General features: G+C 69.4%; 25 protein-coding genes. 10 read left to right on the top strand and 15 right to left on the bottom strand.

Features of this window, described 5'->3' with window-relative positions; translation table 11 throughout:
- Positions 1–12: 12 nt before the first annotated feature.
- Positions 13–1,353 carry a deoxyribodipyrimidine photo-lyase gene (locus CJ177_RS27710; RefSeq protein WP_095869090.1) on the bottom strand — a complete coding sequence of 447 codons (1,341 nt, stop codon included), beginning with the start codon at positions 1,351–1,353 and terminating at the stop codon, positions 13–15.
- A gap of 29 nt (positions 1,354–1,382) precedes the next feature.
- Entirely contained in the window at positions 1,383–2,300 is a 918-nt protein-coding gene (locus CJ177_RS27705; protein WP_025431914.1) for a mechanosensitive ion channel family protein, read from the bottom strand.
- Positions 2,301–2,382: 82 nt separating this feature from the next.
- On the opposite strand from CJ177_RS27705, the gene CJ177_RS27700 reads away from it, so the two are divergent.
- Complete coding sequence (locus CJ177_RS27700) at positions 2,383–3,099, top strand: response regulator transcription factor (RefSeq protein WP_095869089.1); 717 nt, start codon at positions 2,383–2,385, stop codon at positions 3,097–3,099.
- Entirely contained in the window at positions 3,096–4,460 is a 1,365-nt protein-coding gene (locus tag CJ177_RS27695) for a HAMP domain-containing sensor histidine kinase (RefSeq protein ID WP_095869088.1), read from the top strand. Before CJ177_RS27700 ends, CJ177_RS27695 begins: the two co-directional genes overlap by 4 nt.
- A gap of 30 nt (positions 4,461–4,490) precedes the next feature.
- On the opposite strand, the gene CJ177_RS27690 is transcribed toward CJ177_RS27695, so the two are convergent.
- The 5 genes from CJ177_RS27690 to pdxH all read right to left on the bottom strand — a co-directional run bounded on the left by CJ177_RS27690 (position 4,491) and on the right by pdxH (position 9,640).
- A complete protein-coding gene (locus CJ177_RS27690) occupies positions 4,491–4,853 on the bottom strand; it encodes an FKBP-type peptidyl-prolyl cis-trans isomerase (RefSeq protein WP_005244090.1) in 363 nt (120 codons plus the stop codon).
- Positions 4,854–4,900: 47 nt separating this feature from the next.
- Complete coding sequence (locus tag CJ177_RS27685; RefSeq protein ID WP_005244092.1) at positions 4,901–6,196, bottom strand: citrate synthase; 1,296 nt, start codon at positions 6,194–6,196, stop codon at positions 4,901–4,903.
- A 428-nt stretch (positions 6,197–6,624) separates the two neighbouring features.
- Positions 6,625–7,587: an aldose 1-epimerase family protein gene (locus CJ177_RS27680; RefSeq protein ID WP_005244094.1), complete on the bottom strand. Its 963-nt coding sequence runs from the start codon at positions 7,585–7,587 to the stop codon at positions 6,625–6,627.
- 52 nt (positions 7,588–7,639) lie between these two features.
- The gene (locus tag CJ177_RS27675; RefSeq protein WP_095869087.1) at positions 7,640–8,926 is read right to left on the bottom strand and encodes an MFS transporter; all 1,287 of its coding nucleotides are present in this window, start codon (positions 8,924–8,926) and stop codon (positions 7,640–7,642) included.
- Positions 8,927–8,968: 42 nt separating this feature from the next.
- Positions 8,969–9,640: a pyridoxamine 5'-phosphate oxidase gene (gene pdxH / locus CJ177_RS27670; protein WP_095869086.1), complete on the bottom strand. Its 672-nt coding sequence runs from the start codon at positions 9,638–9,640 to the stop codon at positions 8,969–8,971.
- Positions 9,641–9,910: 270 nt separating this feature from the next.
- Here pdxH and CJ177_RS27665 point away from each other — a divergent pair, with 270 nt between their 5' ends.
- Both CJ177_RS27665 and serC read left to right on the top strand, forming a co-directional pair.
- Positions 9,911–11,041 carry a citrate synthase 2 gene (locus tag CJ177_RS27665; protein ID WP_005244097.1) on the top strand — a complete coding sequence of 377 codons (1,131 nt, stop codon included), beginning with the start codon at positions 9,911–9,913 and terminating at the stop codon, positions 11,039–11,041.
- A gap of 40 nt (positions 11,042–11,081) precedes the next feature.
- Entirely contained in the window at positions 11,082–12,203 is a 1,122-nt protein-coding gene (gene serC / locus CJ177_RS27660; RefSeq protein WP_005244098.1) for a phosphoserine transaminase, read from the top strand.
- A gap of 64 nt (positions 12,204–12,267) precedes the next feature.
- Here serC and CJ177_RS27655 read toward each other — a convergent pair whose 3' ends face one another.
- Genes CJ177_RS27655 through CJ177_RS27630 form a run of 6 tightly spaced genes read right to left on the bottom strand, consistent with a single transcriptional unit; the run spans position 12,268 to position 18,354 of the window.
- Positions 12,268–12,753: a nucleoside deaminase gene (locus tag CJ177_RS27655; RefSeq protein WP_005244099.1), complete on the bottom strand. Its 486-nt coding sequence runs from the start codon at positions 12,751–12,753 to the stop codon at positions 12,268–12,270.
- The gene (locus CJ177_RS27650; RefSeq protein ID WP_095869085.1) at positions 12,750–13,730 is read right to left on the bottom strand and encodes an ornithine cyclodeaminase family protein; all 981 of its coding nucleotides are present in this window, start codon (positions 13,728–13,730) and stop codon (positions 12,750–12,752) included. The genes CJ177_RS27655 and CJ177_RS27650 overlap by 4 nt, the downstream gene beginning before the upstream one ends.
- Before the next feature lie 23 nt (positions 13,731–13,753).
- Complete coding sequence (locus CJ177_RS27645; protein ID WP_025431912.1) at positions 13,754–14,677, bottom strand: ABC transporter permease; 924 nt, start codon at positions 14,675–14,677, stop codon at positions 13,754–13,756.
- On the bottom strand, positions 14,674–15,792 hold the full coding sequence (locus CJ177_RS27640) for an ABC transporter permease (protein ID WP_095869084.1): 1,119 nt from the start codon (positions 15,790–15,792) through the stop codon (positions 14,674–14,676). The genes CJ177_RS27645 and CJ177_RS27640 overlap by 4 nt, the downstream gene beginning before the upstream one ends.
- Entirely contained in the window at positions 15,789–17,336 is a 1,548-nt protein-coding gene (locus CJ177_RS27635; RefSeq protein WP_095869083.1) for an ABC transporter ATP-binding protein, read from the bottom strand. The genes CJ177_RS27640 and CJ177_RS27635 overlap by 4 nt, the downstream gene beginning before the upstream one ends.
- 1 nt (position 17,337) lies before the next feature.
- Positions 17,338–18,354 (bottom strand): BMP family protein, encoded by a 1,017-nt coding sequence (locus CJ177_RS27630; protein WP_095869082.1) that lies wholly within the window; start codon positions 18,352–18,354, stop codon positions 17,338–17,340.
- Between the two features lie 176 nt (positions 18,355–18,530).
- On the opposite strand from CJ177_RS27630, the gene CJ177_RS27625 reads away from it, so the two are divergent.
- From CJ177_RS27625 to CJ177_RS27615, 3 genes are all read left to right on the top strand, one after another.
- Positions 18,531–19,277, top strand: a complete 747-nt coding sequence (locus CJ177_RS27625; RefSeq protein ID WP_095869081.1) for a GntR family transcriptional regulator — start codon at positions 18,531–18,533, stop codon at positions 19,275–19,277.
- A gap of 117 nt (positions 19,278–19,394) precedes the next feature.
- Positions 19,395–20,252, top strand: coding sequence for a septation protein SepH (gene sepH, locus CJ177_RS27620; protein WP_061043507.1), 858 nt, complete (start codon positions 19,395–19,397; stop codon positions 20,250–20,252).
- Positions 20,253–20,324: 72 nt separating this feature from the next.
- Positions 20,325–21,116, top strand: coding sequence for a hypothetical protein (locus CJ177_RS27615; protein ID WP_095869080.1), 792 nt, complete (start codon positions 20,325–20,327; stop codon positions 21,114–21,116).
- 15 nt (positions 21,117–21,131) lie between these two features.
- Here the strand turns inward: CJ177_RS27615 and CJ177_RS27610 are convergent, their stop codons facing one another.
- Both CJ177_RS27610 and CJ177_RS27605 read right to left on the bottom strand, forming a co-directional pair.
- Entirely contained in the window at positions 21,132–21,422 is a 291-nt protein-coding gene (locus tag CJ177_RS27610) for a DUF2537 domain-containing protein (RefSeq protein WP_095869079.1), read from the bottom strand.
- Positions 21,423–21,424: 2 nt separating this feature from the next.
- Complete coding sequence (locus CJ177_RS27605) at positions 21,425–22,231, bottom strand: RNA methyltransferase (RefSeq protein WP_025431907.1); 807 nt, start codon at positions 22,229–22,231, stop codon at positions 21,425–21,427.
- 70 nt (positions 22,232–22,301) lie between these two features.
- Here CJ177_RS27605 and CJ177_RS27600 point away from each other — a divergent pair, with 70 nt between their 5' ends.
- The 3 genes from CJ177_RS27600 to CJ177_RS27590 are packed head-to-tail and all read left to right on the top strand — an operon-like array spanning position 22,302 to position 25,216.
- Entirely contained in the window at positions 22,302–23,141 is an 840-nt protein-coding gene (locus tag CJ177_RS27600) for an SDR family oxidoreductase (RefSeq protein WP_061043509.1), read from the top strand.
- 60 nt (positions 23,142–23,201) lie between these two features.
- Positions 23,202–24,095, top strand: a complete 894-nt coding sequence (locus CJ177_RS27595) for a MoxR family ATPase (protein WP_005244126.1) — start codon at positions 23,202–23,204, stop codon at positions 24,093–24,095.
- Between the two features lie 5 nt (positions 24,096–24,100).
- On the top strand, positions 24,101–25,216 hold the full coding sequence (locus tag CJ177_RS27590) for a VWA domain-containing protein (protein ID WP_061043510.1): 1,116 nt from the start codon (positions 24,101–24,103) through the stop codon (positions 25,214–25,216).
- Positions 25,217–25,298 lie beyond the last annotated feature (82 nt).

The following is a 25,298-nucleotide window of genomic DNA, read 5'->3' as shown; positions in this document are numbered from 1 at the left end:
GTTAAGAAGTACTCACGGGGCCTTGATCTCGCCGTAGCGGGCGAGCGCCTCCTGCCGTTCGTGCGCGTGGTCGACGATCGGCGGCGGATAGTCCTCGGGGCGACCGTCTTTCAGGGCGTGAACGGCCTTCCCGGAGATGCCACGCAGTTCGGGCACCCACCGCCGCACGTACTCGCCGTCGGGGTCGAACTTCTCCCCCTGCGTCGTCGGGTTGAACACCCGGAAGTACGGCGACGCGTCCGTCCCCGATCCCGCGGTCCACTGCCAGCCGTGCTGATTGTTCGCCAGATCGCCGTCGACGAGCTGGTTCATGAAGTAGCGGGCACCCCGCCACCACGGCAGGTGCAGATCCTTGACGAAGAACGACGCGACGATCATCCGCACCCGATTGTGCATCCAGGCTTCGGCTTTCAGCTGACGCATCCCGGCGTCGACGATCGGGAACCCGGTCCGGCCCTCGCACCACGCCGTGAACGCCTCCTCGGCGTCGGGCCCACTGTCGTAGCGGATGTGGTCGAAGCGACGGTCGTAGTTTCCGCGGGCGCTGTCGGGGCGCTGGAAGAGGATGTCGGCGTAGAAGTCCCGCCACGCGAGCTGCCGCCGGTACTGTTCGGCGCTCTTGCTGCGGCGGCGCGCGAGATCGCGGAGCATCGTGCGCGGATGAATGTTGCCGTACTTCAGGTACACCGACATCCGGCTGGTCGCGTCGAGACCGGGACGATCGCGCGCGTCCTCGTACCCGGCGAGGTCGTCCTCGCAGAACTCCGCCCACCGCTGCAGCGCCGCCGCCTCACCCGCGGCGTACCCGTCGGATTCGGGTTCGGGGATCTGCACCCGCCGCGCCTTCACGTCGTCCGGGTCCACCCACTCCACCGTCGCCGGACCGGTGTCGATCGGGGCGCGCCACCCGTGTTCGAGCCACTGCCGGAAGTACGGGGTGAACACGCGGTACGGCTCACCGTCCGTCTTGGTCACCCGGCCCGGTGCCACCGCGTAGGGCGACCCGGTGGCCACGAGTTCGACGTGCTCGGCGACCGCGGCGTCACGCTCGCGACCGTACGGCCCGTAGTCGGCGCTGACATGCACCTCTTCGGCCGACACCTTCTCCGCCACCCTCGGGACCACGTCGACGGGATCGCCCTTCACCACCAGCAACCGGCCGTCGAGTTGGTCGTCCAACGCGGCGAGACTGCGGAACAGGAAGTCCCGGCGCGCACCGCCCGATGTTGTCAGCAACCGATCGTCGAGGACGAACAACCCGAGCGCACACGCCCCCGACTCGGCCACCGTGTGGAGCGTCGGCAGATCACCGAGCCGGAGGTCGCGCCGGAACCAGACGAGTGCGGTGTCCATACCTGCCACGGTAACGAAGCGCAGGCCGATCAGTTCATGGAGCGAGCCGAGGACAGCACCGACAGGTACGGCGCGTCGATGTCGTAGTGCTCGAACGCCGACAGCGCCGCGCGGGCGAACGCCCGCTGCACCGCCCACTGCCTGCCCGGCTTGGTCCGCGCGGTGATCCGCAGCGTGACCGATTCCGCGGTCACCGAGTTGACGCCCAGCAGTTCCGGGGGTTCCAGTACGTCGGCGGCGATCGCGTCGCCCTTGGCCGCCTCGGTGACGGCCTCCAGCGCCACCTCGCACGCCCGTTGCACGTTGGCGGCGTGCGCGATCGGCAGATCGACCACCGCGACCGCGTAACCCTGGCTCATGTTGCCGACACGCACGATCTCACCGTTGCGGCAGTACCACAGGGTGCCGTTGACGTCACGGATCGTGGTGACCCGCAAACCCACCGTCTCGACCGTTCCCACGGCCTCGCCGAGGTCCACGACGTCCCCGACGCCGTACTGATCCTCGAGCAGCATGAAGATGCCCGACAGGAAGTCCCGGACGAGGTTCTGCGCACCGAAACCGAGTGCGACACCGATCACACCGGCGGACGCGATGAACGGCGCCACATTGACGCCGAGGACGGCGAGAACCTGGAGCACCACCCAGATGAGCACCACGATCGACACCGTCGATTTGAGGACGGACCCGATCGTCCGGGCGCGTTGCGCGCGACGCTCGTTGACCATCGCCTCCTTGACGCCCCGCGGGGCGCGTTCCCGCAGGGGACGGAGCATAGGCGGTTTGTCGGAAGGTTCCCGGGGCCGCGTCATCCGGTCGATCATCCGGTGCAACGCGAAACGCAGCACCAGCGCCAGGACGACGTAGGCCGCGATCTCGGCCGGGCGGTGAATCAGCCAGTCACGGTTGGTTTCGGTCAGTTCGAATGCCTGCAGCGAAGAAAACATCTCCAACGAGTGTACGGACGAGACACGCTCTCACAACTGCCATCCGCACGCTCAGTGGTCGCGCCCACGGCACAATGCAGGAGTGACCGTCACCGACTCAGCCAGTGTCCTCGTGGTCGACGACGACGAGGACGTGCGGACGTCCCTCGAACGCGGCCTGCGCCTGTCCGGATTCACCGTCCTCACGGCCGTCGACGGCGCCGACGCGCTCCGGGTGGTCAGCGAACGACGTCCGGACGCGATGGTGCTCGACATGAACATGCCGGTCATCGACGGCACCGGTGTCGTGACCGCGCTCCGCGCGATGAACAACGACATCCCGATCTGCGTGCTCAGCGCCCGCGACACCGTCGACGACCGCATCTCCGGCCTGGAGTCGGGTGCCGACGACTACCTGGTCAAGCCGTTCGTCCTCGCCGAACTGATCGCCCGGATCCGGGCGATGCTGCGGCGGCACGGTACGACGGCCGCCGCGCCGGCCGACTCGCCCCCGACCCCACCGATCCGCGTCGGTGCGCTGGAGATCCGGACGTCCGCACGAAGGGTCTTCATGGCGGGCGAGGAGGTCACACTGACCAAACGGGAATTCGAACTCCTCGAGGTTCTCGCCCGCAACGTCGGCATCGTGCTGAGCCGTGAGCGGCTCCTCGAACTGGTGTGGGGGTACGACTTCGTCGCCGACACCAACGTGGTGGACGTGTTCGTCGGCTACCTGCGTCGCAAGTTCGAAGTCGGTGGTCAGCCGCGCCTCCTGCACACGGTCCGCGGAGTCGGGTTCGTGCTCCGGGAACCGTCGTGAGACGGTCGTTCTCGCTCCGAACCCGTGTGGCCGCCGCGACCGCGCTGGGGGCGACGATCATCGTCGTGGCGCTCGGCATCCTGGTGTCGCTGGCGATCAACCGGAACAACCTGTCGCAACTCGACCGGCGGCTGGAGACGGCGTCGGACGTCCTGGTTCCCAACGCGGTCACCGCCGGTCTGTTCCTCGGGGCACTCGGCGACAACGGGGCCTTCGCGATCACCATCCGTTCGCGCGACGGTGACACGGTGCTGGTGAGCACCCCCACCCAGCTGCCCGAACTCGATCCCGGCTCGCAGACGGTGCGGGTCGACGACACCTGGTACCGGGCCTACACCGCGACCGCGCCCGTCCTCGGCACCCGTATCTCGCTGGCCGTGCCCTACGCGGAGGCGCAGGACGTCACGTCCGAGCAGCAACGGCAGGTCCTGCTCGTCGGTGTGCTCGCCGTCGCCGCTGCCAGCGGTCTCGGCTGGCTGTTCGGCGGTCGTGCCGTGCGCCCGCTGGTCGACTTGACCGGCCGCATCGTGCGCCGCGAACCGAAGCTGACCCCCACGACGTCCGGTGTCCGGGAGGCGGACGAACTGGCCTCCGCCGCGGAGTCGATGCTGCGCGACGTCGCGGAGGCGCAGGACGCGACCACCGCCGCGCTCGCCACCGCACGCGACTTCGCCGCCGTCTCGGCACACGAACTCCGGACCCCTCTCACCGCGATGCGCACCGACCTCGAGGTCCTCACCACTCTCGACCTGACGCCGGAACAGCAGCACGAGATCCTCCGCGACCTCGCCCGCTCACAGGGCCGGGTGGAATCGACGCTGTCCGACCTCGAGCGCCTCGCCCGCGGTGAACTGTCCACCGACAAGGACTTCGTGGACTGCGACCTCGTCGACATCAGCGACCTCGCCGCCGAGGAGGCGATGCGTCACAATCCGGGCCTGCAGGTGACCGTCGACGCAACCCCGGTGACGGTTCGCGGCATGCCCGGTGGACTGCGCCTCACTTTGGACAACGCCATCAAGAACGCGGTCCGGCACGGCGGCGCCACCGCGGTGACGATCACGCTGAGAGCGGCCGACGGCATCACCACCGTCGTCGTCGACGACAACGGCTCGGGGGTGCCCGAGGCCGAACGGGCCGCGGTGTTCGAACGGTTCCACCGCGGTTCCAACGCGACGAAGAGCGGGTCGGGCCTCGGCCTCGCGCTCGTCGCGCAGCAGGCGGCACTGCACAACGGCAGCGCACGTTTCGAGGTCAGCCCGCTCGGCGGCGCACGCCTCGTCGTCGAACTCCATACCGACACGGCACACCAGTCACCGGGACCGGAAACACCGAAAGCAGAAAGCCCCGCCTCACCCTGAGGTGATGCGGGGCTTTTCGTGCTGCGGAGACTATTCCTTCACGTCCAGCAGGTCGATCATGAAGACCAGCGTCTTGCCGGACAGCTGATGTCCGGCGCCGGCGGGACCGTAGGCCAGCTCCGGCGGGATCGTGAGCTGACGGCGTCCGCCCACCTTCATGCCGGGGATGCCGTCCTGCCAGCCCTTGATGAGGCCGCGAAGCGGGAACTGGATGGACTCGCCGCGGCTCCAGGAGGAGTCGAACTCCTCGCCGGACTCGAACTCGACGCCGACGTAGTGCACCTCGACGGTGCCCCCGGGGACGGCCTCTGCGCCGTCTCCGACCACCACGTCCTTGATGACCAGGTCGGTCGGGGCGGGTCCGTCTTGGAACTCGATCTCGGGCTTGGTCATATGTCCTCCTCGGTGAGGGCTCTATGGTTCGGCACAGGTATTCGCGATCAGCGACCTGTGACGTCCTTGTAGTCACGCTCGGTGTAACCGGTGTAGATCTGGCGTGGACGGCCGATCTTCGTAGCGGGATCTTCGTGCATCTCGCGCCAGTGTGCAATCCACCCGGGCAAGCGGCCCATGGCGAACAGAACGGTGAACATGCGGGTGGGGAAGCCCATCGCGCGGTAGATCAGACCCGTGTAGAAGTCGACGTTCGGGTACAGCTTGCGCTCGACGAAGTAGTCGTCGGTGAGCGCCGCCTCTTCGAGTGCCATCGCGATATCGAGCAGCTCGTCGTCGCCGCCGAGCTTCTCGAGGATGGTGTGTGCTGTCTGCTTGACGATCGCCGCACGCGGGTCGTAGTTGCGGTAGACGCGGTGCCCGAAGCCCATGAGCTTCACACCGTCTTCCTTGTTCTTGACCTTGCGGACGAAGTCGTCCGCGTTGCTGCCGCTGGCCTTGATCTCGTCGAGCATCTCCAGCACGGCCTGGTTGGCGCCGCCGTGCAGCGGGCCCCAGAGTGCGTTGATGCCACCGGAGATCGAGGTGAACAGGTTGGCGTCGGACGAGCCGACCAGCCGCACCGTCGACGTCGAGCAGTTCTGCTCGTGGTCGGCGTGCAGGATCAGCAGCATGTCGAGAGCCTTGGCGATCTCGGGATCGATCTCGTAGGGCTCCGCGGGGAAGCCGAACGTCATCCGGAGGAAGTTCTCGACCAGGTTCAGGGAGTTGTCCGGGTACAGGAACGGCTGCCCGACGGACTTCTTGTACGCGTACGCCGCGATGGTCGGCAGCTTCGCGAGAAGACGGATGGTCGACAACTCGACCTGTTCCGGGTCGGCCGGGTCCAGGGAATCCTGGTAGTACGCGGACAGCGCGTTGACGGCGCTGGACAGGACCGGCATCGGGTGTGCGTTCCGCGGGAATCCGTCGAAGAACCTCTTGAGGTCCTCGTGCAGCAGCGTGTGCCGCCGGATCCGGTCGGTGAACGACTCGAGCTGCGCCGTGGTGGGCAGCTCACCGTAGATCAGCAGATAGCTGACCTCGATGAAGGTCGACTTCCCGGCCAGCTGTTCGATCGGGTACCCGCGGTAGCGGAGAATCCCGTGCTCACCGTCGATGTAGGTGATCGCGGAGCTGGTGGAGGCGGTATTGACGAAACCCGGGTCCAAGGTGGTGTACCCGGTGCTGGCGAGCAGCTTGCCCAGTTCGATACCGTCATTGCCCTCGGTTGCCCTGGCAATGGACATCGTGTGCTCACCACCAGGGTAGGTAAGCGTGGGCTTTGTGTCATTGTCAGGCACGAAGCATCCCTCTCAAGCTCAAACCAATGAGTAACAACTTCATTCAGGTAGAAACTAGTCCCACTCTGGCCTGCGTGCCGAAGGCGGGTCCGCTCAGAGGCCGTGATCCGGGTCCGCCGCGGGATGCGCGGCGACCACGGAGAAGGGTCGCCGAACTGGATCGGCGAGTGTCCGATTTGCCCGCACGGCGCGGGCGTCGAATCGGTGAGGGCCAGTTTCCCGAGACTGGACTGGCCGCGTTACCTGCACCGATGCCGGAGACGGCGCAGAACGCACACCGCGACGCCAGACGGGGTGAGGGAAGAACAGAGGGTGGGACAGAGCCCCGCAGCCGCGACAGAAGAACCCCCGCCCGACGTATCGGCCGGACCGCGACCGGTGTTACACCGTCTCACCAAGTGGGCACTCGATGCTCGAAAGTTGAACCGCTACGACCCCAGCGCGGACATGCCCCACACACCGGTCCACTGCTGCCCCGGAGCGAGCACCAACTGATCGATCCCGGAGTTGAACGCGTCCGGCGGGCACGTCATCGGTTCGAGCGCCAGCGCCCGCCCGCGTCCCGGATACGACTTACCGGCGTCGGGATCCGCGACGAACGCCTGCAGCCAGCCGAACTCACGGGCCGCCCAGAGGACCGTTCCGGTGCCGTCCGGCGCGCGCAATTCGTGCCGCGACCTGCCGTCCGCGTCGACGTCCAGTGCACTGAACGGAGTGTCGAGAGCGACGCCCGCCAGCGTGCGCGGGCTGGTGAAGTCGTATTCGGTGCCTGCCACGGCCTGCGAGCCCCCACTCGGCAGCATGCGCTCGTCGAGGGGCAGCCGGGTCCCGGCGGACAGTCGCAGCGTGCACTCGTCGAGCGGGACGTCGCCGGCGCGGACGTAGGAGTGGAAGCCCATCCCGAACGGCGCCGGGATGGCTCCCGTGTTGGTCGCCGTGTGCGTCACGGTCAGGCCGTCGTCGTCGAGGACGTATGCGACGGTGAGCCGCAGTGGGTACGGCCACCCCTTGTGGAGGCCGACGTCGATCGACAACTCGATGCGGTCGTCGGTGTGATTCGCGACACGCCAGTCCCGGCGGCGGACGAATCCGTGACTCGCATTGCCGAACGTCGGCTCCGTGATCTCGAGCTGATGGTCGATGCCGTCGAAGACGAACTGGCCGTCGCGGATCCGGTTGGGCCACGGCGCGAGGATCAACCCGGCCGACAACGGTGGCCGGGTTCCGATGTCCCACGTCTCGGTGAGCGCCATCGGCCCCTCCGGACCGTCCCATTCGAGTAGCCGGAGCCCGGCGCCGGTGGCCGCGATACCGGCCCGGTAGCCGCCTCCCCGGATCTCGAATCCGGCCGTGGAAGGCCTGTCCGTCTTCGAAGACTGCGGTTCACCCATGCACTTCAGTGTGCCCGAGATGGGCACGAGATATGTGATGGCGCACAGGAACCTAGCGGGTGACCTTGTAACGCACCAGTGCCGGGAACGCGAGCGCGGCGATCACCACACCGACGACGACGAGGACGCCGCCGCCCGCGGCCGCCACGCTCGTCCCGACCGCCGCCGCGGCCGCGCCGTGCACGACGTCACCGATCCGCGGGCCTCCGGCCACGACGACGATGAACACGCCCTGGAGTCGTCCGCGCATCTCGTCCGTGGCGACCTGCTGGAGCATGGTGCTGCGGAACGCGGCCGAGACCATGTCGACGGCACCACCGAATGCGAGGAACGCGAGAGCGATCCACAACAGGACCGGACTGTCGCCGGGTGACGCGATCCCGACCACCACGCCGAAGCCGACCATCGCGAGACCCCACAGCACGATGCACACGATCACGGCGAGGCCCTGGCGCCGGACCCTCGGCAGCCAACCGGAGAACACCCCACCGGCCACCGCGCCGAAGGACATCGCCGCGAACAGCAGTCCGAGTGCCACACCGCCCGATGCCGGGTCGCCGAACGTGTCGTGCGCGATCTGCGGGAACAACGCCCGCGGCATGCCGAACACCATCGCGATGATGTCGACGACGAACGACGCGAGCAGCACCTTCTGTGTCGCGAGGTAGGCGAACCCGTTGAACACCTCGCGCAGCCCGGCCCGGCGCGACTCCCCCGTCGGCGGGATGGCAGGCAGCCGGAGCACCGCCCACAGCGTGGCCAGGAGGGCGATCGAATCGACGAGATACAGCGTCGACAACCCGACCGTCGGAATCATCACCCCGGCAAGCAATGGTCCGGCGATGGCGCCGAACTGCATGACCGTCATGTTGAGCGAGTTGGCGGCGGCCAGCTGTTCCGCCGGAATGAGCCGCGGGATGATCGCGCTGCGGGTGGGCTGATTGACCGCGAAGAACGCCTGCTGCAACCCCAGCAGTCCGAGTACCAGCCACACGTTGTCCAGTCCGAGCGCCGCCTGCACCCAGAACAGCACCGACGTCACACCGAGTCCGACGGTGGTGATCGTCAGCAGTTTCCGCCGGTCCATGACGTCGGCCAGCGCGCCGCCCCACAACCCGAACACGATCAGCGGTACCAGCGCGAACACGCCGGTCAGACCCACGTACGCCGAGCTGCGGGTGATCTCGTACACCTGCTGTGGCACGGCGACGACACTGAGCTGCCCGCCGATCACCGTCACGATCCCGGCCGCCCACAGGCGGCGGTAGTCCCGGTTCTGCAGCGGCGCGGTGTCGGCGAGCAGCCGCCGCTTCTTCTTCTCGGTGACGGTCTCGGTCATTCTTCCCTTAGCTCGTTTCCCATGCTCACTATTCCCCGACCGTCACGGCTGCAGTCGCTCCACCGTCCACGAGCCGTCGACCAGCGACGTCCGGATGCGGTTGTGCATCCGGTTGGCGCGGCCCTGCCAGAACTCCACGACCGCGGGGCGGATCAGGATTCCGCCCCAGTCAGGCCGGACCGGGATGTCGACGTCGACGGGGAAGCGCTCCGCCGCGTGCAGCAGCGCGGCGTCCAGTTCGGCCCGCGAACCGATCGGCTTCGACTGTTCGGACGCCCACGCCCCCAGCCGGGATCCACGGGGCCTGCTGTGCCAGTACTCGTCCGTGACCTCGGCGCTCACGCGCTCGACCGGACCGCGGACGGTGATCTGCCGGGCGACGGGCACCCACGTGAACGTCACCGACGCGTAGGGCACCGCCTCCAGCTGGCGGCCCTTGTCCGAGTCGTAGTTGGTGAAGAACAGCACACCGTCCGTACTCAATCCCTTGCAGAGGACGGTGCGGGTGCACGGATGTCCGTGCTCGTCGACGGTTCCGAGTGTCATCGCGTTGGGTTCGGGAACCCCGGCCTCCACGGCGTCCTCGAGCCACAGGCGCATCAGGGGAAGCCAGCCGTCGCCCAGCTGGTCGGCGTCCAGATCGGAGTCGACGTACCGTCCGTCAGCGCCCTGGTGTGCGTAACCGACGCGCATGGCCGCGAGGTCCTTGTTCACCGGTTTCGGCTGTTCTGCATCTGGAGACACAGCCGAGAACGCTACTCCCGGGTATGCACTGATCAACTCTCCGGTGACACCGGCTAAAGTTTTGGGGACCGAACCCGTCCCCTCGGATTGCAGCCGCGATCGTGCGATGCCCGGGGAAGGGAAGTCGATTGCGCGGACGAGGGTGCCTGCCCATCCCGCATGCACGCCCAGCGCAATTGTCGAACGCCGAGACAGTGCCGCTCTGACCGGGGGCACTCGAACGAGGAGAGTCCACGAGCTATGTCAGCTAGCGCGGCAATACCGGACGATTTCGTCAGCGGACTGGAAGGCGTGGTCGCGTTCACCAGCGACATCGCCGAACCCGACAAGGACGGCGGCGCCCTGCGCTACCGCGGCGTCGACATCGAAGAACTCGTCTCCAAGCACGTCACCTTCGGCAACGTGTGGGCCCTGCTCGTCGACGGCCGCTTCGGCCCCGGACTGCCCCCGGCCGAACCGTTCCCCCTGCCCGTGCACACCGGCGACGTCCGCGTCGACGTCCAGGCCGGCCTCGCCATGCTCGCCCCCATCTGGGGATACCAGCCCCTCCTCGACATCGACGACGACACCGCCCGCGAACAACTCGCCCGCGCCTCCGTGATGGCCCTGTCCTACGTCGCCCAGTCCGCCCGCGGCATCTACCAGCCCGCCGTCCCGCAGAGACGGATCGACGAGGCCAAGACCGTCACCGAACGGTTCATGGTCCGCTGGAAGGGCGACCCCGACCCCGCCCACGTCGCCGCCATCGACGCCTACTGGGTCTCCGCCGCCGAACACGGCATGAACGCCTCCACCTTCACCGCCCGCGTCATCGCCTCCACCGGCGCCGACGTCGCCGCCTCCCTGTCCGGGGCCATCGGCGCGATGTCCGGCCCACTGCACGGCGGCGCCCCCGCCCGCGTCCTGCCGATGATCGAGGACACCGAGAAGTCCGGCGACGCCCGCGCCCTGGTCAAGGGCATCCTCGACCGCAAGGAAAAGCTGATGGGCTTCGGGCACCGCGTCTACCGCGCCGAAGACCCCCGCGCCCGGGTGCTGCGCGCCACCGCGAAACGGCTGAACGCCCCCCGCTACGAGGCGGCCGCCGCCCTCGAGCAGGCCGCCCTCGCCGAACTGCGCGAACGCCGCCCCGACCGGGCCATCGAAACCAACGTCGAATTCTGGGCCGCGGTCATCCTCGACTTCGCCGAGGTCCCCGCGCACATGATGCCCGCGATGTTCACCTGCGGCCGCACCGCCGGCTGGTGCGCCCACATCCTCGAACAGAAGCGTCTCGGCAAGCTCGTCCGCCCCGCCGCCATCTACACCGGACCCGCACCCCGCACCCCCGAGTCCGTCGAGGGCTGGGACCAGATCGCCCACACCAGCTGACCCTCTCCCCCGTCAGAACAGTAAGGAACAGAAAGTAGCGATGACCTCCACACCGATCATCCCCGCAGACCTCCTGCCCGCCGATGGACGTTTCGGCTGCGGACCCTCCAAGGTTCGCCCCGAACAGCTGCAGTCGCTGGTCGAGGTGGGCTCCTCGGTGTTCGGCACCAGCCACCGCCAGAAGCCTGTCAAGGACGTCGTCGCCAGCGTGCGGTCCGGCCTCGCCGATCTGTTCTCCCTGCCCGAGGGCTACGAGGTGGTGCTCGGCAACGGTGGCACCACCGCGTTCTGGGATGCGGCCGCGTTCGGCCTGATCCGGGAGAAGTCGCTGCACCTCACGAACGGTGAGTTCAGCTCCAAGTTCGCGTCGGTCGCGAAGAACAACCCGTTCATCGGCGACCCGATCGTCGTCTCCGCCGACCCGGGCAGTGCTCCCGAGCCGGTCTCGGATCCGTCCGTCGACCTCATCGGCTGGGCGCACAACGAGACGTCCACGGGTGTCGCGATCCCCGTCTCGCGTCCCGCGGGCTCGGAGAATGCGCTCATCGCCATCGACGCCACGTCCGGCGCCGGTGGCCTGCCGGTGAACGTCGCCGACGCCGACGTGTACTACTTCGCCCCGCAGAAGTGCTTCGCCGCCGACGGCGGACTGTGGATCGCGCTGATGAGCCCGAAGGCGCTCGAGCGCGTCGCGGAGATCAAGGATTCGGGTCGCTGGACCCCCGACTTCCTGTCGCTGCCCATCGCCGTGGACAACAGCTCCAAGGACCAGACGTACAACACCCCGGCGGTCGCGACGCTGCTGCTGCTCGCCAACCAGATCGACTGGCTGAACGGCAAGGGTGGCCTCGACTGGGCCACCTCGCGTACCGCCGATTCGTCCTCGCGCCTGTACCAGTGGGCCGAGGCCAGCGAATACGCCACCCCGTTCGTCACCGATCCCGCCCACCGCTCGCAGGTGGTCGGCACCATCGACTTCGACGACAAGATCGACGCGGCTCAGGTGGCGAAGATCCTGCGCGCCAACGGCGTCGTCGACACGGAGCCGTACCGCAAGCTGGGCCGCAACCAGCTGCGTGTCGGGATGTTCCCGGCGATCGATCCCGAGGACGTCTCGCAGCTCACGAAGAGCATCGACTGGGTCGTCTCGCAGCTCGGCTGAGTCCCGGCACCCACGTCCGTCAGCCCCCGGCACCTCGGTGCCGGGGGCTGACGGCGTTCGGGGGTCAGTCCGTGTCGAGGAAACGGTGGAACGGTGCGAGCGCCTCGTCGCCGAGATGCGGTCCGCTGACCTCGATCTCGACGCTCGCGGACTCGAGCACGTCGGAGCAGCCCAGCGTGAACCGGGGACCGTCCGGGAGAATCCGGGAGAAGTCCGCGGACGACGCCGCGTAGACCACCCGCGTGATGCCGGCCCACACCATCGCCGCACTGCACATCGGGCACGGCTCACCGCTGGCATACATGGTGGCGCCGACGAGGTCGCCGGTACGTCCCTCCCCGCAGGCGGTGGTGATCGCGTCGAGTTCCGCGTGCTCGGTGACGTCGGCGGACGTCGCGACGGAGTTGGCGCCCTCGCTGATCACGTGACCGTCGGCCCCGACCGCCACCGCACCGAACGGTCTGTTGCCCGCGTCGCCCGTCTCGTCGGCGAGTTCGATGGCTCGCCGCAGGTGCGCGAGGTCCACGTCGCCGACATCGCTCTGGCTCATCGACTCAGATCCACTTCTGTTCCGACGCCCCGTTCCCGGGCTCTGTCGATCAGTATGCGCGCCACGGCGAGGTCCTGGAGGCCGATCCCGACGGAGTTGTACAGCGTGATGTCCCTGTCGGAGGTGCGGGCGACGGTGCGGCCCGCGATCACGTCGCCCAGCTCCACGGCGACGTCGCCCTCGGTGATCGCGCCCTCGGCGAGCGCCAGCAGCGTCTCTCCCGATTTGGTCATGGTGGTGGCCACCGAGTCGACGACCACCCGGGCACGTCGCATTCCCTCGCCGTCGATCTCCCGGTGGTCCGCGCGCGGGGGCGCACCGACGGCGTTGACGTGCAAGCCTTCGCCGAACCAGGCGCCCCGCACGATCGGGTCCCTCGACGGCGTGAGGGTGCAGAGGACGTCGGAAGACCGGGTGACCGCCTCGGGCGAGTCCATCGGCTTGACCGAGATGCCGAGATCCTCTGTCCGGCTGCGAAATTCCTCGATCGTGGCATCCGAGCGCGACCACACCAGCACCGTCTCGACGTCCGACACCCGGGTGATCGCCCGGGCGTGTTCGACGGCGAGAGTCCCGGCGCCCACCAACCCCAGCACCCGACTGCCTCGGCGGGCGAGGTGTTTCGTGGCCACGGCGCTGGCGGCGGCGGTGCGCACGGCGGTGATCAGGCGGCCGTCGAGCAGGGCCTCGCACTCACCGGTGTCCGCGGACGTCACCAGTACGGCCGAGCGTTGGACGGGCAGACCGCGGGCGGCGTTGCCGGGAAGATCGACGAGCATCTTCACCGCGGCTGCGCCGGCCGACTGCGCCGCCGCGACCATCGGAACGAAGGCCGCGGACTGCAGGGTCATGGCAGGTGGGGCGGGTGCGGACGCCGTCCCGGCGGCCAGGTCGGCGTGCGCCCGTTCCACCGCGGCGAACACCTCGGCGCGGTCGATGAGGCCGGCCACGTCGGTGTGGGAAAGGATCAGTGTCACAAGAGTTTCCTCGCTGAGATCGATCAGGACGCGCGCGCGAACGCGACGGTCAGGTTTGCGGGTGAGCGGCTGTTGCGGATGAATCCACTGACCGCGACGATCGCGATCACGTAGGGCAGCATGACGAGCAGGGCGAACGGGACGCCGACACCGAGCGCGGGCAACGCGAACTGGAGCGCCTGCGCGATCCCGAAGAACACGGACGCCCAGATCACGCCGAGCGCGCGCCACCTGCCCGCGATCACGGCCACGACGGCCAGGTACCCGATTCCGGCGGTCATGTTGTCGCTGAACGAGCGCACCTCGGACAGCGCGAGCTGCGCGCCGGCCAAGCCCGCCGTCAGTCCCGCGACGAGCACGCACAGGTAGCGGATCTTCCGCACCGGCAGTCCGCTCCAGTCGGCCGACTTCGCGTCCTCGCCGACCGCGTCGACGACGAGACCTGCCCGGGTCCGGCGGGACAGGGTGACGGCCAGCAGCCCGACCACCGCGAAGCAGAAGTAGCCGAGGGCCGTCTGCGAGAAGAGTGCCGGTCCGAGGATCGGGATCTGGTGCAGCAGCGGGATCTCGAGGGCCGCGAAACCCGGGGCATTCTGCCCCTTGCCGTCCGCGAGGAGCAGCCGGGCGCCGTAGGTGGTGGCACCGAGGGCGAGGGCGTTGCTCGCGATGCCCACCACGATCTGGTCGGCGCGCAGCGTGACGCTCAGCAGTGCCTGCAGCAGTCCGAACAGCATCCCGGCCGCCAGTCCGGCCGCGAGGCCGCCCACCGCGGATCCGGTGGTGACGGCGCCGAGCACGCTGGCGAACGCCCCGGTCAGCATCATGCCCTCGAGGCTGAGGTTCAGGACGCCCGCCCGCTCGCTCACCAGTTCCCCGCTCGCGGCCACCAGGATCGGGAGTGCGAATCCCACGCCGCTGACGGCGATGTCCGACACCGTGTTCATCATTGCTTCGCTCCAGCCAGGTCGGGGACGTCGTGGGTCTTCGCCGTCGTCGCGGCCGCGGAGCTCGATTTCCGGCCGGTCGCGGTCCACAGCACCGCTCCCGCGATCAGGATGATCATGAGCGATTCCACGATCGACACGGTCGATGCCGGAACACCGGCTGCGAGTTGAAGATTGATTCCGCCGGACACGAGGAAGCCGAGCAGGAGAGACACGGCGCCGACGGCGAGCATGGAACCGCGCGCCAGGAGTCCGACGACCAGACCGGAGAACCCATAGCCGGAGGAGAATCCTTCGACGAGCACGAACGGCGCCGTCGCGACGAGGATCCCGCCCGCGAGCCCGGAGAACGCGCCGGCGCAGGACAAGCTGAGAAATCGCAGCCGTCCGACCGGCAGTCCCAGCCGCGCCGACGCGTCCGGGTTCAGGCCGACGGAGCGCAGTCGGACGCCGACCGCCGTCCGGCGCAGGACCACGCCGACGATCAGCACCGCGACCACCGCGATCCACAGCGCGATCGTCCCCGGTGAACGTTCGATCCCCAGCAGCGGCAGGTGCGCGGACTCGACCAGTGGCGCGGACTGCGGCAGCGTCTCCGACGACGTGACGGGCTGTCGGAGGAGGCTGGGCTCGTGCACCATCAGCAGCACCAGCGCGAGGCCGACGAAGTTCAGCAGCAGCGTCGTGATGATCTCACTCGTGCCCCGGCGGACCCGCAGGTACGCGGCGATCGCGGCCCACGACCACCCGGCACCGGCCGCGGCGAGGAGTACCGCGGTGACGGCGATCGGGGCGGGGGTGCCCTCCCCGAGAGCGGTGCCGACCGCGGTCGCGGCGATGCCCCCGACACACAGCTGGCCCTCGCCACCGACGTTCACCAGTCCGGCCCGGTGTGCGACGGTGAACCCGGCCGCGACGAGAGCCAGCACCGCGGCAGTGTTGAGCGAGACTCCGATCGCGTAGCTGCTGCCGAACATCCCCTCGGACAGCGCCTCGGCGGTCTCGGCCACGGTGGCACCCGCGGCCGCGGCGAGGAGCAGTCCGACGAGTCCCGCGACCGCGATCGCGGCGACCGCCACCGGAAGTGGGTGATGCACCCGGATTCGAAGTCGAGTCATGCCGCCGTTCCCGTCATCAGTTCACCGATGTGCTGCCCCGCAGTGGCCGCCGACGTGTCGACGGGCCCGAGCAGGGCCCCTCGGTAGCTGACGAAGATGCGGTCGCAGAGCGCGAGCAGTTCGGGGATCTCGCTGGACACGACCAGGACTCCGTTTCCCGCGGACGCGCAGCTGCGGAGTTGGTTCAGAACGAATTCGACCGCCCCGATGTCGAGTCCGCGGGTGGGCTGCGCCGCGACCAGACACTGCAGGTTCTCCGTCGACAGTTCGCGGGCCAGGACGACCTTCTGCTGATTGCCGCCCGACAGCCAACCCATGGGTGTTCCCGGCCCGGGTGTCCGTACCGAGAACTGCTCGATCAGGTCCCGGGCCGCGGCGTCCATCCGGCGGCGGTCGAGCAGACCCATCCTGCGGAAGCGGTGCAGGCGGCCGAGGAAGAGGTTCTCCGACAGCGGCAGTTCCGCCACCATCGCCTCCCGGTGGCGGTCTTCCGGCACCACCCCGAGACCGAGCCGGGTGCGTTGGGCCGGGGACGCCGACGTGATGTCGGCGTCGCCGAGCGTGACCGTGCCGGACTCGGGTCGGGTGGCACCGGAGAGCACGGCGACAAGTTCGCTCTGCCCGTTCCCCTCGACGCCCGCGATCCCGACGATCTCGCCGGCCCGCACCTCGAGTCCCACGCCGGACAGGGCGACGCTGCCGTCCGCCCGGGTGGCGCGGACGCCGCGGAGCCCGAGGACGACGGGGCCGGTCGCCCGCCGTTCGGGCACCGCGCCGCCATCGCTCTCCGCGCCGACTCCCGCCGCGAGCACCGGACCGAGTTCCGACACCGGCCTTCCGACCATCGCCGTCGTCAGCTGGGGGATCGTCAGCTCCGACATGCGGCCCCCGCCTGCCACCTCGCCTCCCCGCAGTACGGTCGCAGCGTCCGCGACGCGGGCCACCTCACCGAGTTTGTGGGTGACGAGGACGACCGCCTTGCCCGCCGCCGCGACGGCCTGGCACGTCTCGATCAGGGCGTCGATCTCGCCGGGGTCGAGCACCCCGGTCGGCTCGTCCAGCAGGATCAACGAGGGGTCGGTGAGGAGTGCCTTCACGATCTCGACCTTCTGCCGCGCACCGATCGGCATGGCCGAGACCAGCGCGTCCGGATCGATCCGCAGGTGATAGTCGTCGGCGAGCCGATCGAGGCGGGTCCGCAGTTCCGCGCGGCGCAGTCGCAGCCCCCGTCCGGTGAGCAGCAGGTTCTCGGCGACGGTCATCGTGCCGATGAGACTGAAGTGCTGGTGCACCATCGCCACGCCGTCCGCCATCGCGGCCGCGGGCGAACCGGGCGCGTATCTGCGACCGGACAGGGTCATCGTGCCGGTGTCCGGTCGCAGACCGCCGTAGACGACGTTGCAGAGCGTCGACTTCCCGGCCCCGTTCTCCCCGAGGATGCAGTGCACCGTTCCGGGTTGCACCGACAGGTCGACACCGTGGAGGGCCCGGACGTCGCCGAAGCTCTTCCCGATTCCCGTGAGTTGCAATGCTGGTGTGCTCATGTCAGCCCGCTCGGTAGGGCTCGACGGCACCGGTGGCCAGGGCGGTCTTCGCCTTGTCGAGTGCGTCGGCGACGGCGGGGTCGGCGCCGCAGAGCAGGAAGTCGGTGCCGCCGTTCGGTGACGTGAGGCCGAACGCGACGTTCTCGGCCTTCCACGTTCCGTCCAGGGTGGACTGGACGGCGTATTCCACTTCCTTGCCGATGTCGGTGTGCACGTAGCCGACATAGGCGGGGTTCGAGCAGTCGCCGGGAATCGGCCCGCCCACCATCAGGGCGCCCGACTGCGTGGCGGCCTGTTCCAGCCCGGACTTGCCGAGGTTCACGATCTGTCCCACCGCGCCCGCGCCGGCGCCGTAGTTGGCGAGCGCGGCCTGCTTCGCCTTGGCCGGGTCGTTGAAGTCCCCCAGGTACTGCGGGGTGAGCACCTGGGTGCCGGGCCGCGCGAACTCCGCGCCGTTGCCGAAGGCCTTCGCGGCGTTCACGATGGCGGGCAGTTCGACACCGCCGACGAACGACACGGACGGCGTCTTGGACGCCGTCGCCGCGACCGCTCCGCTGAGGAACTCGGCCTCCGCCTGCTGCGGGTCGTAGTAGGCGAGATTCGGCAGCGGGGACGCGTCGGCGGGTCCGCCGATCTCGACGAATTTCACGTCGGGGAACTGGGGTGCGACCTTGCGGACGTCGGCGTCCGTCTGACCGCCGAGCGACACGACGAGGTCGTTCGCAGTCGCGAACCGCACCAGGGCCTGCTGGTAGTCGGCGGCGGCGACCTGCTCGACGTAACTCAGCTCCACCCGGTCACCGAGGGTTTCCTCGAGGCGCTGGTAGCCGAGATACCCCGATTCCATGAATCCCGTGTCGGAGACCGAGCCGGGGAAGAACACCCCGACGCGGAGGGTGTCGCCGGAGGCGGTGCCTGCGTCCGACGACCCGCAGGCCGTCAGGGTCGCCGCGAGAGTCGCGGCCGCGCACAGCGCGGGGACGAGGGCTCGGGCTCGGGCGGAGAGGGTCGTGTTCACGCGCTGGACTCCTTGACTCAGGAACCGCCACAGTTAGCGGTATACCGTTATGTGAATCTTGGAGGCGCGGCATTTCCGCCGTGTTACGCAGACGTAAGGACCCGCATCCACCCGAGGGCGGCGCATGGGTGCGTTCTACGGTGGCTGACGTGACCACCACGACGACAGGAGACCGGGTGAACGGTGCAACCGACTCGTCGGCGCCGAAGTCACTGCGCGAGACCGCGTACGAAGAACTGCGCAGGCGCATCGTCAACCTGCAGCTCGCGCCGGGCCAGCGCCTGATCGAACGCGACCTCGCCGCGGAACTGCAGGTGTCCCGGATCCCGCTGCGCGAGGCCCTGCAACAGCTCCAGACCGACGGACTCGTCGTGATCGTTCCGCGACGCGGAGCGATCGTCGCCCCGTTCGGCGTCGACGAGGTCCGCGACCTCTTCGACGTCCGCGAAAGCCTCGAGGTGCTCGCGGCCCGGCTCGCCGCGCAGCGAGCGGACGACTCCCACCTCACGGCACTGCGCGACCAACTCACCGCGGCACGCACGGCCACCGTCCGCGACGACAAGCCCGCGATCGCCGCCGCGAACGCCGCATTCCACACCGTCATCGTGGAGATGTCCGGCAGTCCCCTGCTGCAGTCGATGCTGCAACCCCTCGCGACGCGCGTGCAGTGGTTGTTCCACCTCACCAAGGAACGCGATCCCGGACAGCAGTGTGACGAGCACACCGAGTTGTACGACGCGATCGCGGCGGGCGACGCCGACCGCGCCGCGGACATCGCGTACCGGCACGTCGCCTCGGGCCGCGAACCCAGCCTCGAGCTGGCCGAACACTGGTCCGCACCGGCGATCGACCCGGTCGAGGCCACCCGCACGAGGCAGCGCACACCCCGAAGGAAGGACCGATCACGAAACGACGAAGCCTAGCGCGCACGCCACGCCGGGACGGGATTTACCCGCGCGTGTCCTGCCGCACGGGCTGTCACGAATGAATTACAGTTGCCCAGGTGCAAAGTCGCGAGCCGGCGCGATAAGGAGGTCAACGTGCGAGAGCTTCGAGTGATCGGTCTCGAGCCAGATGGATCGCACGTCGTGTGCGCAGATGCCAGTACCGGCGAAAAATTCCGGCTTCCCGCCGATGACAAACTCCGCGCCGCATCCCGCGGGGACATCGCTCGACTCGGCCAGATTGAGATCGAAATGGACAGTCAGCTCAGGCCCCGCGAAATCCAGGCCCGCATCCGTGCCGGCGCCTCCGTCGAACAGGTGGCCGACGAGGCCGGTATCCCCCTGGCGAAGGTGGAGCGGTTCGCCTATCCGGTCCTGCTCGAACGTTCCCGTGCGGCCGAGATGGCGCAAGGCGGACACCCGGTCCGCGACAACGGCCCCGCCGTTCCCACTCTCGCCGAGATCGTCACGCAGGCGTTCCGCGCTCGGGGGCACAACATCGACGACGCCACGTGGGACGCGTGGCGCGACGAGGACAATCACTGGGTCGCCCAGCTGCAGTGGCAGGCCGGTCGGACCACCAACGCGGCGCACTGGCGGTACCAGCCGGACGCGCACGGTGGCACCATCGTCGCGCTCGACGACACCGCGTTCGACCTGATCGATCCCGACTTCGGCCGTCCGCTCCGCGGATTGGCGCCGGTGGCGTCCGACGAGCCGGAGCAGCTCGAACTCGCCGAGTTCCCCACCGAGGTGGAGGTGCCGACGATCGAGCCCGAGGTGATCATCGAGGCCGACGTCACCGAGGAGCCCTCGGACGAGCCCGCCCCGTCCGAGGAACCCGCCGCACCCAAGATCGCCCCGCACCAGACGAACAACAAGGACAAGCGCGGCAAACCCGCCCTCCCGTCCTGGGACGACGTCCTGCTCGGTGTCCGCAGCAGCGGACGCTGACCGTCTGCGCGGTGAGCAGGCCGGGAACACGGTCGGGGTCGTACTCTTTCAGGAAGACACCGGAAGAGAGGGATGACCGTGGGGGCCAAGGTATCAACGATCTGGTACGTCGACGTCCCCGACCCTGCGGCTGTGCTGCGCGGCCACCCGGATCCTGATCCGGGCGCGGCGCAGCAGCTCGCCTCCCGCCTCTATCCCGATCTGGTGGCCACCCCCACCGGTCCGGTTCCGCTGGCCGAGGCTGTACGGCTCGATTCCGCCGGGACCGTGCACATCGGTTCCTACCCCGGTGTCACCGTCGTGTGCGGGCCCGATCTGGCCGTCCCCCGACCGTCGACTCTGCCCGAAACACGCATCCGGCCCACAGAATTCGCGAAGACGTACTGCGTGGCGTCCAAGCCCGACATCGCGTGGGGCTCGTTTGCGATGTGGGAGGACGGGCATCTGACGCGGTCGTTCAGCGCGACACCGGTCCACATCCACGAGGACCTCGGCATCCCCCTGGTATGGGAGAGGCCGTTCTGGGCGGGCGACTTTCCGCTGAAACACCCGGCGGGCGTCCTGCCCGACCCGCAGTCGCTGCCGTTCCACCCGCAGCAGTTCGCCGAGGGCGCCAACCGGGAATGGCTGGGCTTCCGGTACACGGGCGCCCCCGAGGGCACCGAGACCGACCCGAAGACGCTCACCGTGCTCGGTTTCACCGTTCACCCGCCCGGCGAGGGTCCCGAGGTCGAGCCTCCCGCCGAGGTGGAACAAGCCGAGGTGGAACGACCTGCCCCCGCTCCCGCCCCCGGCCCGGTGCCGGCACCCGCTCCGCCGCCGGCTCGCAAAGGCGGACTCCTCCGCCGGTACTTCGGTTTCTGACGACTCCGGCCGGAGTCAGGCGGCGCCGACGAGCAGCGCCGTCCAACCGGCGACAACCCCGGCCGCGGCCCCGTACACCAGCCACCGCCAGACCGGCGCCCGGCGTAGTCGCCACACCGACGGTGCGACCCCGGCCACCACGACGAGTTCGAGGAACACCGCCAGGGCGGGGTTGATCCGCGCGAGCTGCGAGCCGAAGGCCATGACCGCGACCGCCACCACGACCGCGGCGAACCCCGCCACGAGAAGTCCCGTGAACCACGGTGTTCCCGTCGGCGGCGGATACGGGGAATGAGGGTGCAGCATTCTCACCGGCCCGTGCGGACGCGCTCGTAGAACGCCATCGCCGCCGCCGTCGCGACATTGAGCGAGTCCGTGCCGGGTGCCATCGGAATGCGGGCGCGAATGTCCGTGGCCCGCATGGCGTGTTCGGTGAGGCCGGGACCTTCCGCGCCGAGCAGCAACGCCACCTTCTCCCCCGTCATCGCCTCGGCCAACGTCACCGCCTCGGGGTTCGGGGTCAACGAGATCAGCTGGAAACCCCGCTCCCGCAACGCGTCCAGGTCGTGTGGCCACTTCGTCACGTGCGCGAACGGAACCCGGAGAACGTGCCCCATCGACACCCGGACCGCCCGGCGGTACAGCGGGTCGGCGCAGCCCTTGCCGAAAACCACGGCGTCGACGCCGAGCCCTGCCGCGTTACGGAACATCGAGCCCAGATTCTCGTGATCGTTGACGCCCTCGAGCACCGCGACCGTCCGGGCGTGCTCGAGCACGTCCGACAATTCGAGCGGCGCGGGGCGGCGTGCCGCCGCGAGCACACCCCGGTTGAGGTGGAACCCGACGACCTCGGCCATCACATCCGCCGTCGTCCGGTAGAACGGCACGTCCACGCCCGCGAGGTCGTCCGTGAGTTCCTCCAGCCGCCGATCGACGCCGAGCAACGCGATCGGGTCGAACCGGGACGTGAGCAGGCGCTGCGCCACCAGCACTCCCTCCGCGATCACCAGGCCCTTGCCCTCGGGGAGGTCGGGACGGCGGTCCGAGGAATTGAGATCGCGGAAGTCGTCCAGCCTGGTGTCGGCCGGATCTGTTATGTCGATGACGTGAACCACCGGTCCATCGTGCCGTATGCGGGGCATCACAGCGTTGACTCCCCTCCACCGAGCGCGAAAGCTCGAAGGAATGAAGCACCTGCACGGACGCACGGCTCTGGTGACCGGCGCCTCCGGCGGTCTCGGCCGCGTCGTCGCCCGGGCCCTCGCACAGGAGGGCGTCGCCGTCGCCGTGTCCGGCAGGCGTGAGGACCGACTCGCGGAAGTCGTCGGAGAACTGCGTGCGCTCGGTGTGCGCGCCGAGGCCGTGCCCGCGGACCTCAACCGACTCGATCAGCTCGATTCGCTGATCGACCGTGCCGAGACGGCGGTCGGCCCCCTCGACCTGCTGGTGAACAACGCCGGCGTGGAGAACGTCTCGGCCTTCACCCGACTCGACCCCGGCGAGCTCACCGGGATGGTCGACGTGAATCTCACCGCGCCACTGCTTCTCACGCGCCGAGTGGTGCCCGGGATGCTGGGCCGCGGTCGCGGGCACGTGGTGTTCATCTCGTCGCTGGCCGCGAAGATCGGTCCGGCGTACTGCGCGCCGTACGCCGCGACGAAGGCCGGGCTGATCGGTCTCACCCAGTCGCTGCGGGCGGAGTACGCGGGCTCGCCCGTCGGTTTCTCCGTCGTGTGCCCCGGATTCATCGCGGGCGACGGCATGTACCAGCGGATGACGGAACGCGGAATCAGGGCCGGCCGGATCACGGGCGAGACCAGCACCGACAAGGTCGCCGCCGCCGTGATCCGGGCGATTCGGCGTGACCGGCCCGAGATCGTCGAGAGCGGAGCGCCGATCCGCCCGCTGCTCGCCCTGTCGCAGATCGCGCCGGGACTCGTCGAACGGGCGGCCGCGAGGTTCGGCGCCACCGCGATGTTCCGGCGGTTGAGCGAGGACCGCGGCAGGGTGGAGCCGGACGGTTGACGGCCTGCGGGGTTGTCCGAGTCGCATGTCCGGGGGCGGGCACTCACCTAGGCTCGCGGCGTGAGTGATTCCACGCCGACGGTCGGTTCGCCTGCGGAACTGGCGCGGGCGCTCGACGCCACCGGCTACCTCGCCGACGACGGCGTCGCGATGGCCGCGTTTCTCGCCATCCGTATGGGACGTCCGCTGTTCTGCGAGGGCGAACCCGGCACCGGCAAGACGTCGCTCGCGGCCGCGTTGTCGGAGGCGTTCGGTCTGCCGCTGATCCGCCTGCAATGCCATGAGGGCATCGACGCCGCGCAGGCGCTCTACGACTGGGACTTCCCGCGGCAGTTGCTGCACCTGCGGACACTGGAGGCGGCGAGCGACGGCATGCTCGAGGCCGACACGGTCGAACGCTCGCTGTACACCGAGCGGTTCCTGCTGGCGCGCCCCTTGCTGCGGGCCCTCACCGAAGCGCCGTGCGTGCTGCTCGTCGACGAGATCGACCGCGCCGACGACGAGTTCGAGGCATTCCTGCTGCAGGTGCTCGACGAGAATGCCGTCACCATCCCCGAACTGGGCGAGGTGCGGGCGGCGACACCGCCGCTGGTGGTGCTCACCTCCAACCGCACCCGCGAGGTGCACGACGCCCTCAAACGCCGCTGCCTGTACCACTGGCTCGAACACCCCGATCTGGCGCGGGAGGTCGCGATCCTGCGCCGCCGCATCCCCGGCATCGGGGCCGAACTCGCCGGCCAGGTCGCCCGGGCCGTCCGCTCCCTGCGCGAGATGGAACTGCTCAAGCCGCCGGGGGTGGCGGAGTCGCTGGACTGGGCGCGCGCACTGCGGGAACTCGATCGGGACGTGCTGGACGCGGAGACTGCCGCCGCGACGCTCGGCGCGGTCCTCAAGTACCGCGAGGACCTCGAACGGGTGGCCCGGGTCGGACTGGACCGGCTCCTGGCGGGGTGAGCAGTATGTCCACGACCCCGGACATCGGCGACCCGCTCGTGGGCATCGCCGGGTTCGCGCACGCCCTCGCGGCGGCGGGACTGTCGGTCGCGTCGGACGCCGTCGCCGCGTTCACGCGGGCCCTCCGCCAGGTGGATGTGGGCGATCCGAGTCAGGTGTACTGGGCGGGTCGCGCGACGCTGTGCCGCGGTCCCGACGACATCCCGCGGTACGACTCGGCGTTCGCTGGCTGGTTCGGCGGTACCGTCCCGGCGCGCACGCCGCGGTCCGGGGAGCAGCCTCGCCGCGCCAGGATCGCGGCTCTGACCACGACGGACGGCGGCGAGACCGGTGGCGACGCGCCGCATCTGCGGGTCGCCGCGGACGACACCGAGGTGTTGCGCCACCGTGACATCGCCGACCTCACCGCGGCCGAGCGCGCGCACCTCGCCGAGCTGATCGCCTCCCTGCGCCCGCGGCCCCCGACCCGCCCGGCTATCCGGATGCGGCCTGCCCGCCGGGGCACCGTGGACCCGCGGCGCACGGTGCGGGGCATGCTCGCGGCGGGCGGCGAACCGGTGCGGCCGAGCCACCACCGCAAGGCAACCCGGCCCCGCCGGATGGTGCTGCTGATCGACGTGTCCGGATCGATGAGCCCGTACGCCGACGCGCTGCTGCGCTTCGCGCACGTCGTCGCCCGCGGAAACCCCGCAGGCACCGAGGTGTTTTCACTGGGCACTCGGCTGACGCGGCTCTCGCGGGCGCTGCGGGTCCGCGACCCGGAAGTGGCGCTCGCCGCCGCGGGCCGGGCCGTGCCCGACTGGGCGGGCGGCACCCGCCTCGGCGAGACGCTGCGCGCGTTCCTGGACCGCTGGGGCAGGCGCGGCGTGGCGCGCGGCGCCGTCGTGGTGATCTTCTCCGACGGCTGGGAGCGCGGTGACCCGACCCTGCTCGCGGAGCAGATGGCTCAGCTGCGCCGGCTCGCCCGCACCGTGCTGTGGGTGAATCCCCACGCCGGCGCGGACGGGTACGAGCCGGTGCAGTCCGGGATCGCGGCCGCGCTGCCGTACGTCGATCGTCTGCTCGCCGGCCACAGTCTCGCGACACTGCAGGAACTGCTCGAGGTCGCGCGCCGAACGTGACCGATCCGGAACCGGTTCCACGATTTCGGGTGTTGGTCGCGCTCCGTCGGCGCAGAGTAGGACGTATCACCTGAGGCTCCCG

This window comes from Rhodococcus sp. ACPA1, assembly GCF_002300195.1.
In the GTDB taxonomy this organism is placed as follows: domain Bacteria; phylum Actinomycetota; class Actinomycetes; order Mycobacteriales; family Mycobacteriaceae; genus Rhodococcus_F; species Rhodococcus_F opacus.
This window is presented reverse-complemented; position numbering and strand designations above follow the sequence as displayed.

Coding starts and splice junctions, on each gene's coding strand:
- CJ177_RS27615 (WP_095869080.1), top strand. CDS start 20,325: ATGACCGTGGGGGCCAAGGTATCAACGATCTGGTACGTCGACGTCCCC.
- CJ177_RS27610 (WP_095869079.1), bottom strand. CDS start 21,422: ATGCTGCACCCTCATTCCCCGTATCCGCCGCCGACGGGAACACCGTGG.
- CJ177_RS27590 (WP_061043510.1), top strand. CDS start 24,101: ATGTCCACGACCCCGGACATCGGCGACCCGCTCGTGGGCATCGCCGGG.
- CJ177_RS27705 (WP_025431914.1), bottom strand. CDS start 2,300: ATGTTTTCTTCGCTGCAGGCATTCGAACTGACCGAAACCAACCGTGAC.
- CJ177_RS27645 (WP_025431912.1), bottom strand. CDS start 14,677: ATGATGAACACGGTGTCGGACATCGCCGTCAGCGGCGTGGGATTCGCA.
- CJ177_RS27635 (WP_095869083.1), bottom strand. CDS start 17,336: ATGAGCACACCAGCATTGCAACTCACGGGAATCGGGAAGAGCTTCGGC.
- serC (WP_005244098.1), top strand. CDS start 11,082: ATGACCTCCACACCGATCATCCCCGCAGACCTCCTGCCCGCCGATGGA.
- CJ177_RS27640 (WP_095869084.1), bottom strand. CDS start 15,792: ATGACTCGACTTCGAATCCGGGTGCATCACCCACTTCCGGTGGCGGTC.
- CJ177_RS27600 (WP_061043509.1), top strand. CDS start 22,302: ATGAAGCACCTGCACGGACGCACGGCTCTGGTGACCGGCGCCTCCGGC.
- CJ177_RS27680 (WP_005244094.1), bottom strand. CDS start 7,587: ATGGGTGAACCGCAGTCTTCGAAGACGGACAGGCCTTCCACGGCCGGA.
- CJ177_RS27710 (WP_095869090.1), bottom strand. CDS start 1,353: ATGGACACCGCACTCGTCTGGTTCCGGCGCGACCTCCGGCTCGGTGAT.
- CJ177_RS27675 (WP_095869087.1), bottom strand. CDS start 8,926: ATGACCGAGACCGTCACCGAGAAGAAGAAGCGGCGGCTGCTCGCCGAC.
- CJ177_RS27665 (WP_005244097.1), top strand. CDS start 9,911: ATGTCAGCTAGCGCGGCAATACCGGACGATTTCGTCAGCGGACTGGAA.
- CJ177_RS27690 (WP_005244090.1), bottom strand. CDS start 4,853: ATGACCAAGCCCGAGATCGAGTTCCAAGACGGACCCGCCCCGACCGAC.
- CJ177_RS27655 (WP_005244099.1), bottom strand. CDS start 12,753: ATGAGCCAGAGCGATGTCGGCGACGTGGACCTCGCGCACCTGCGGCGA.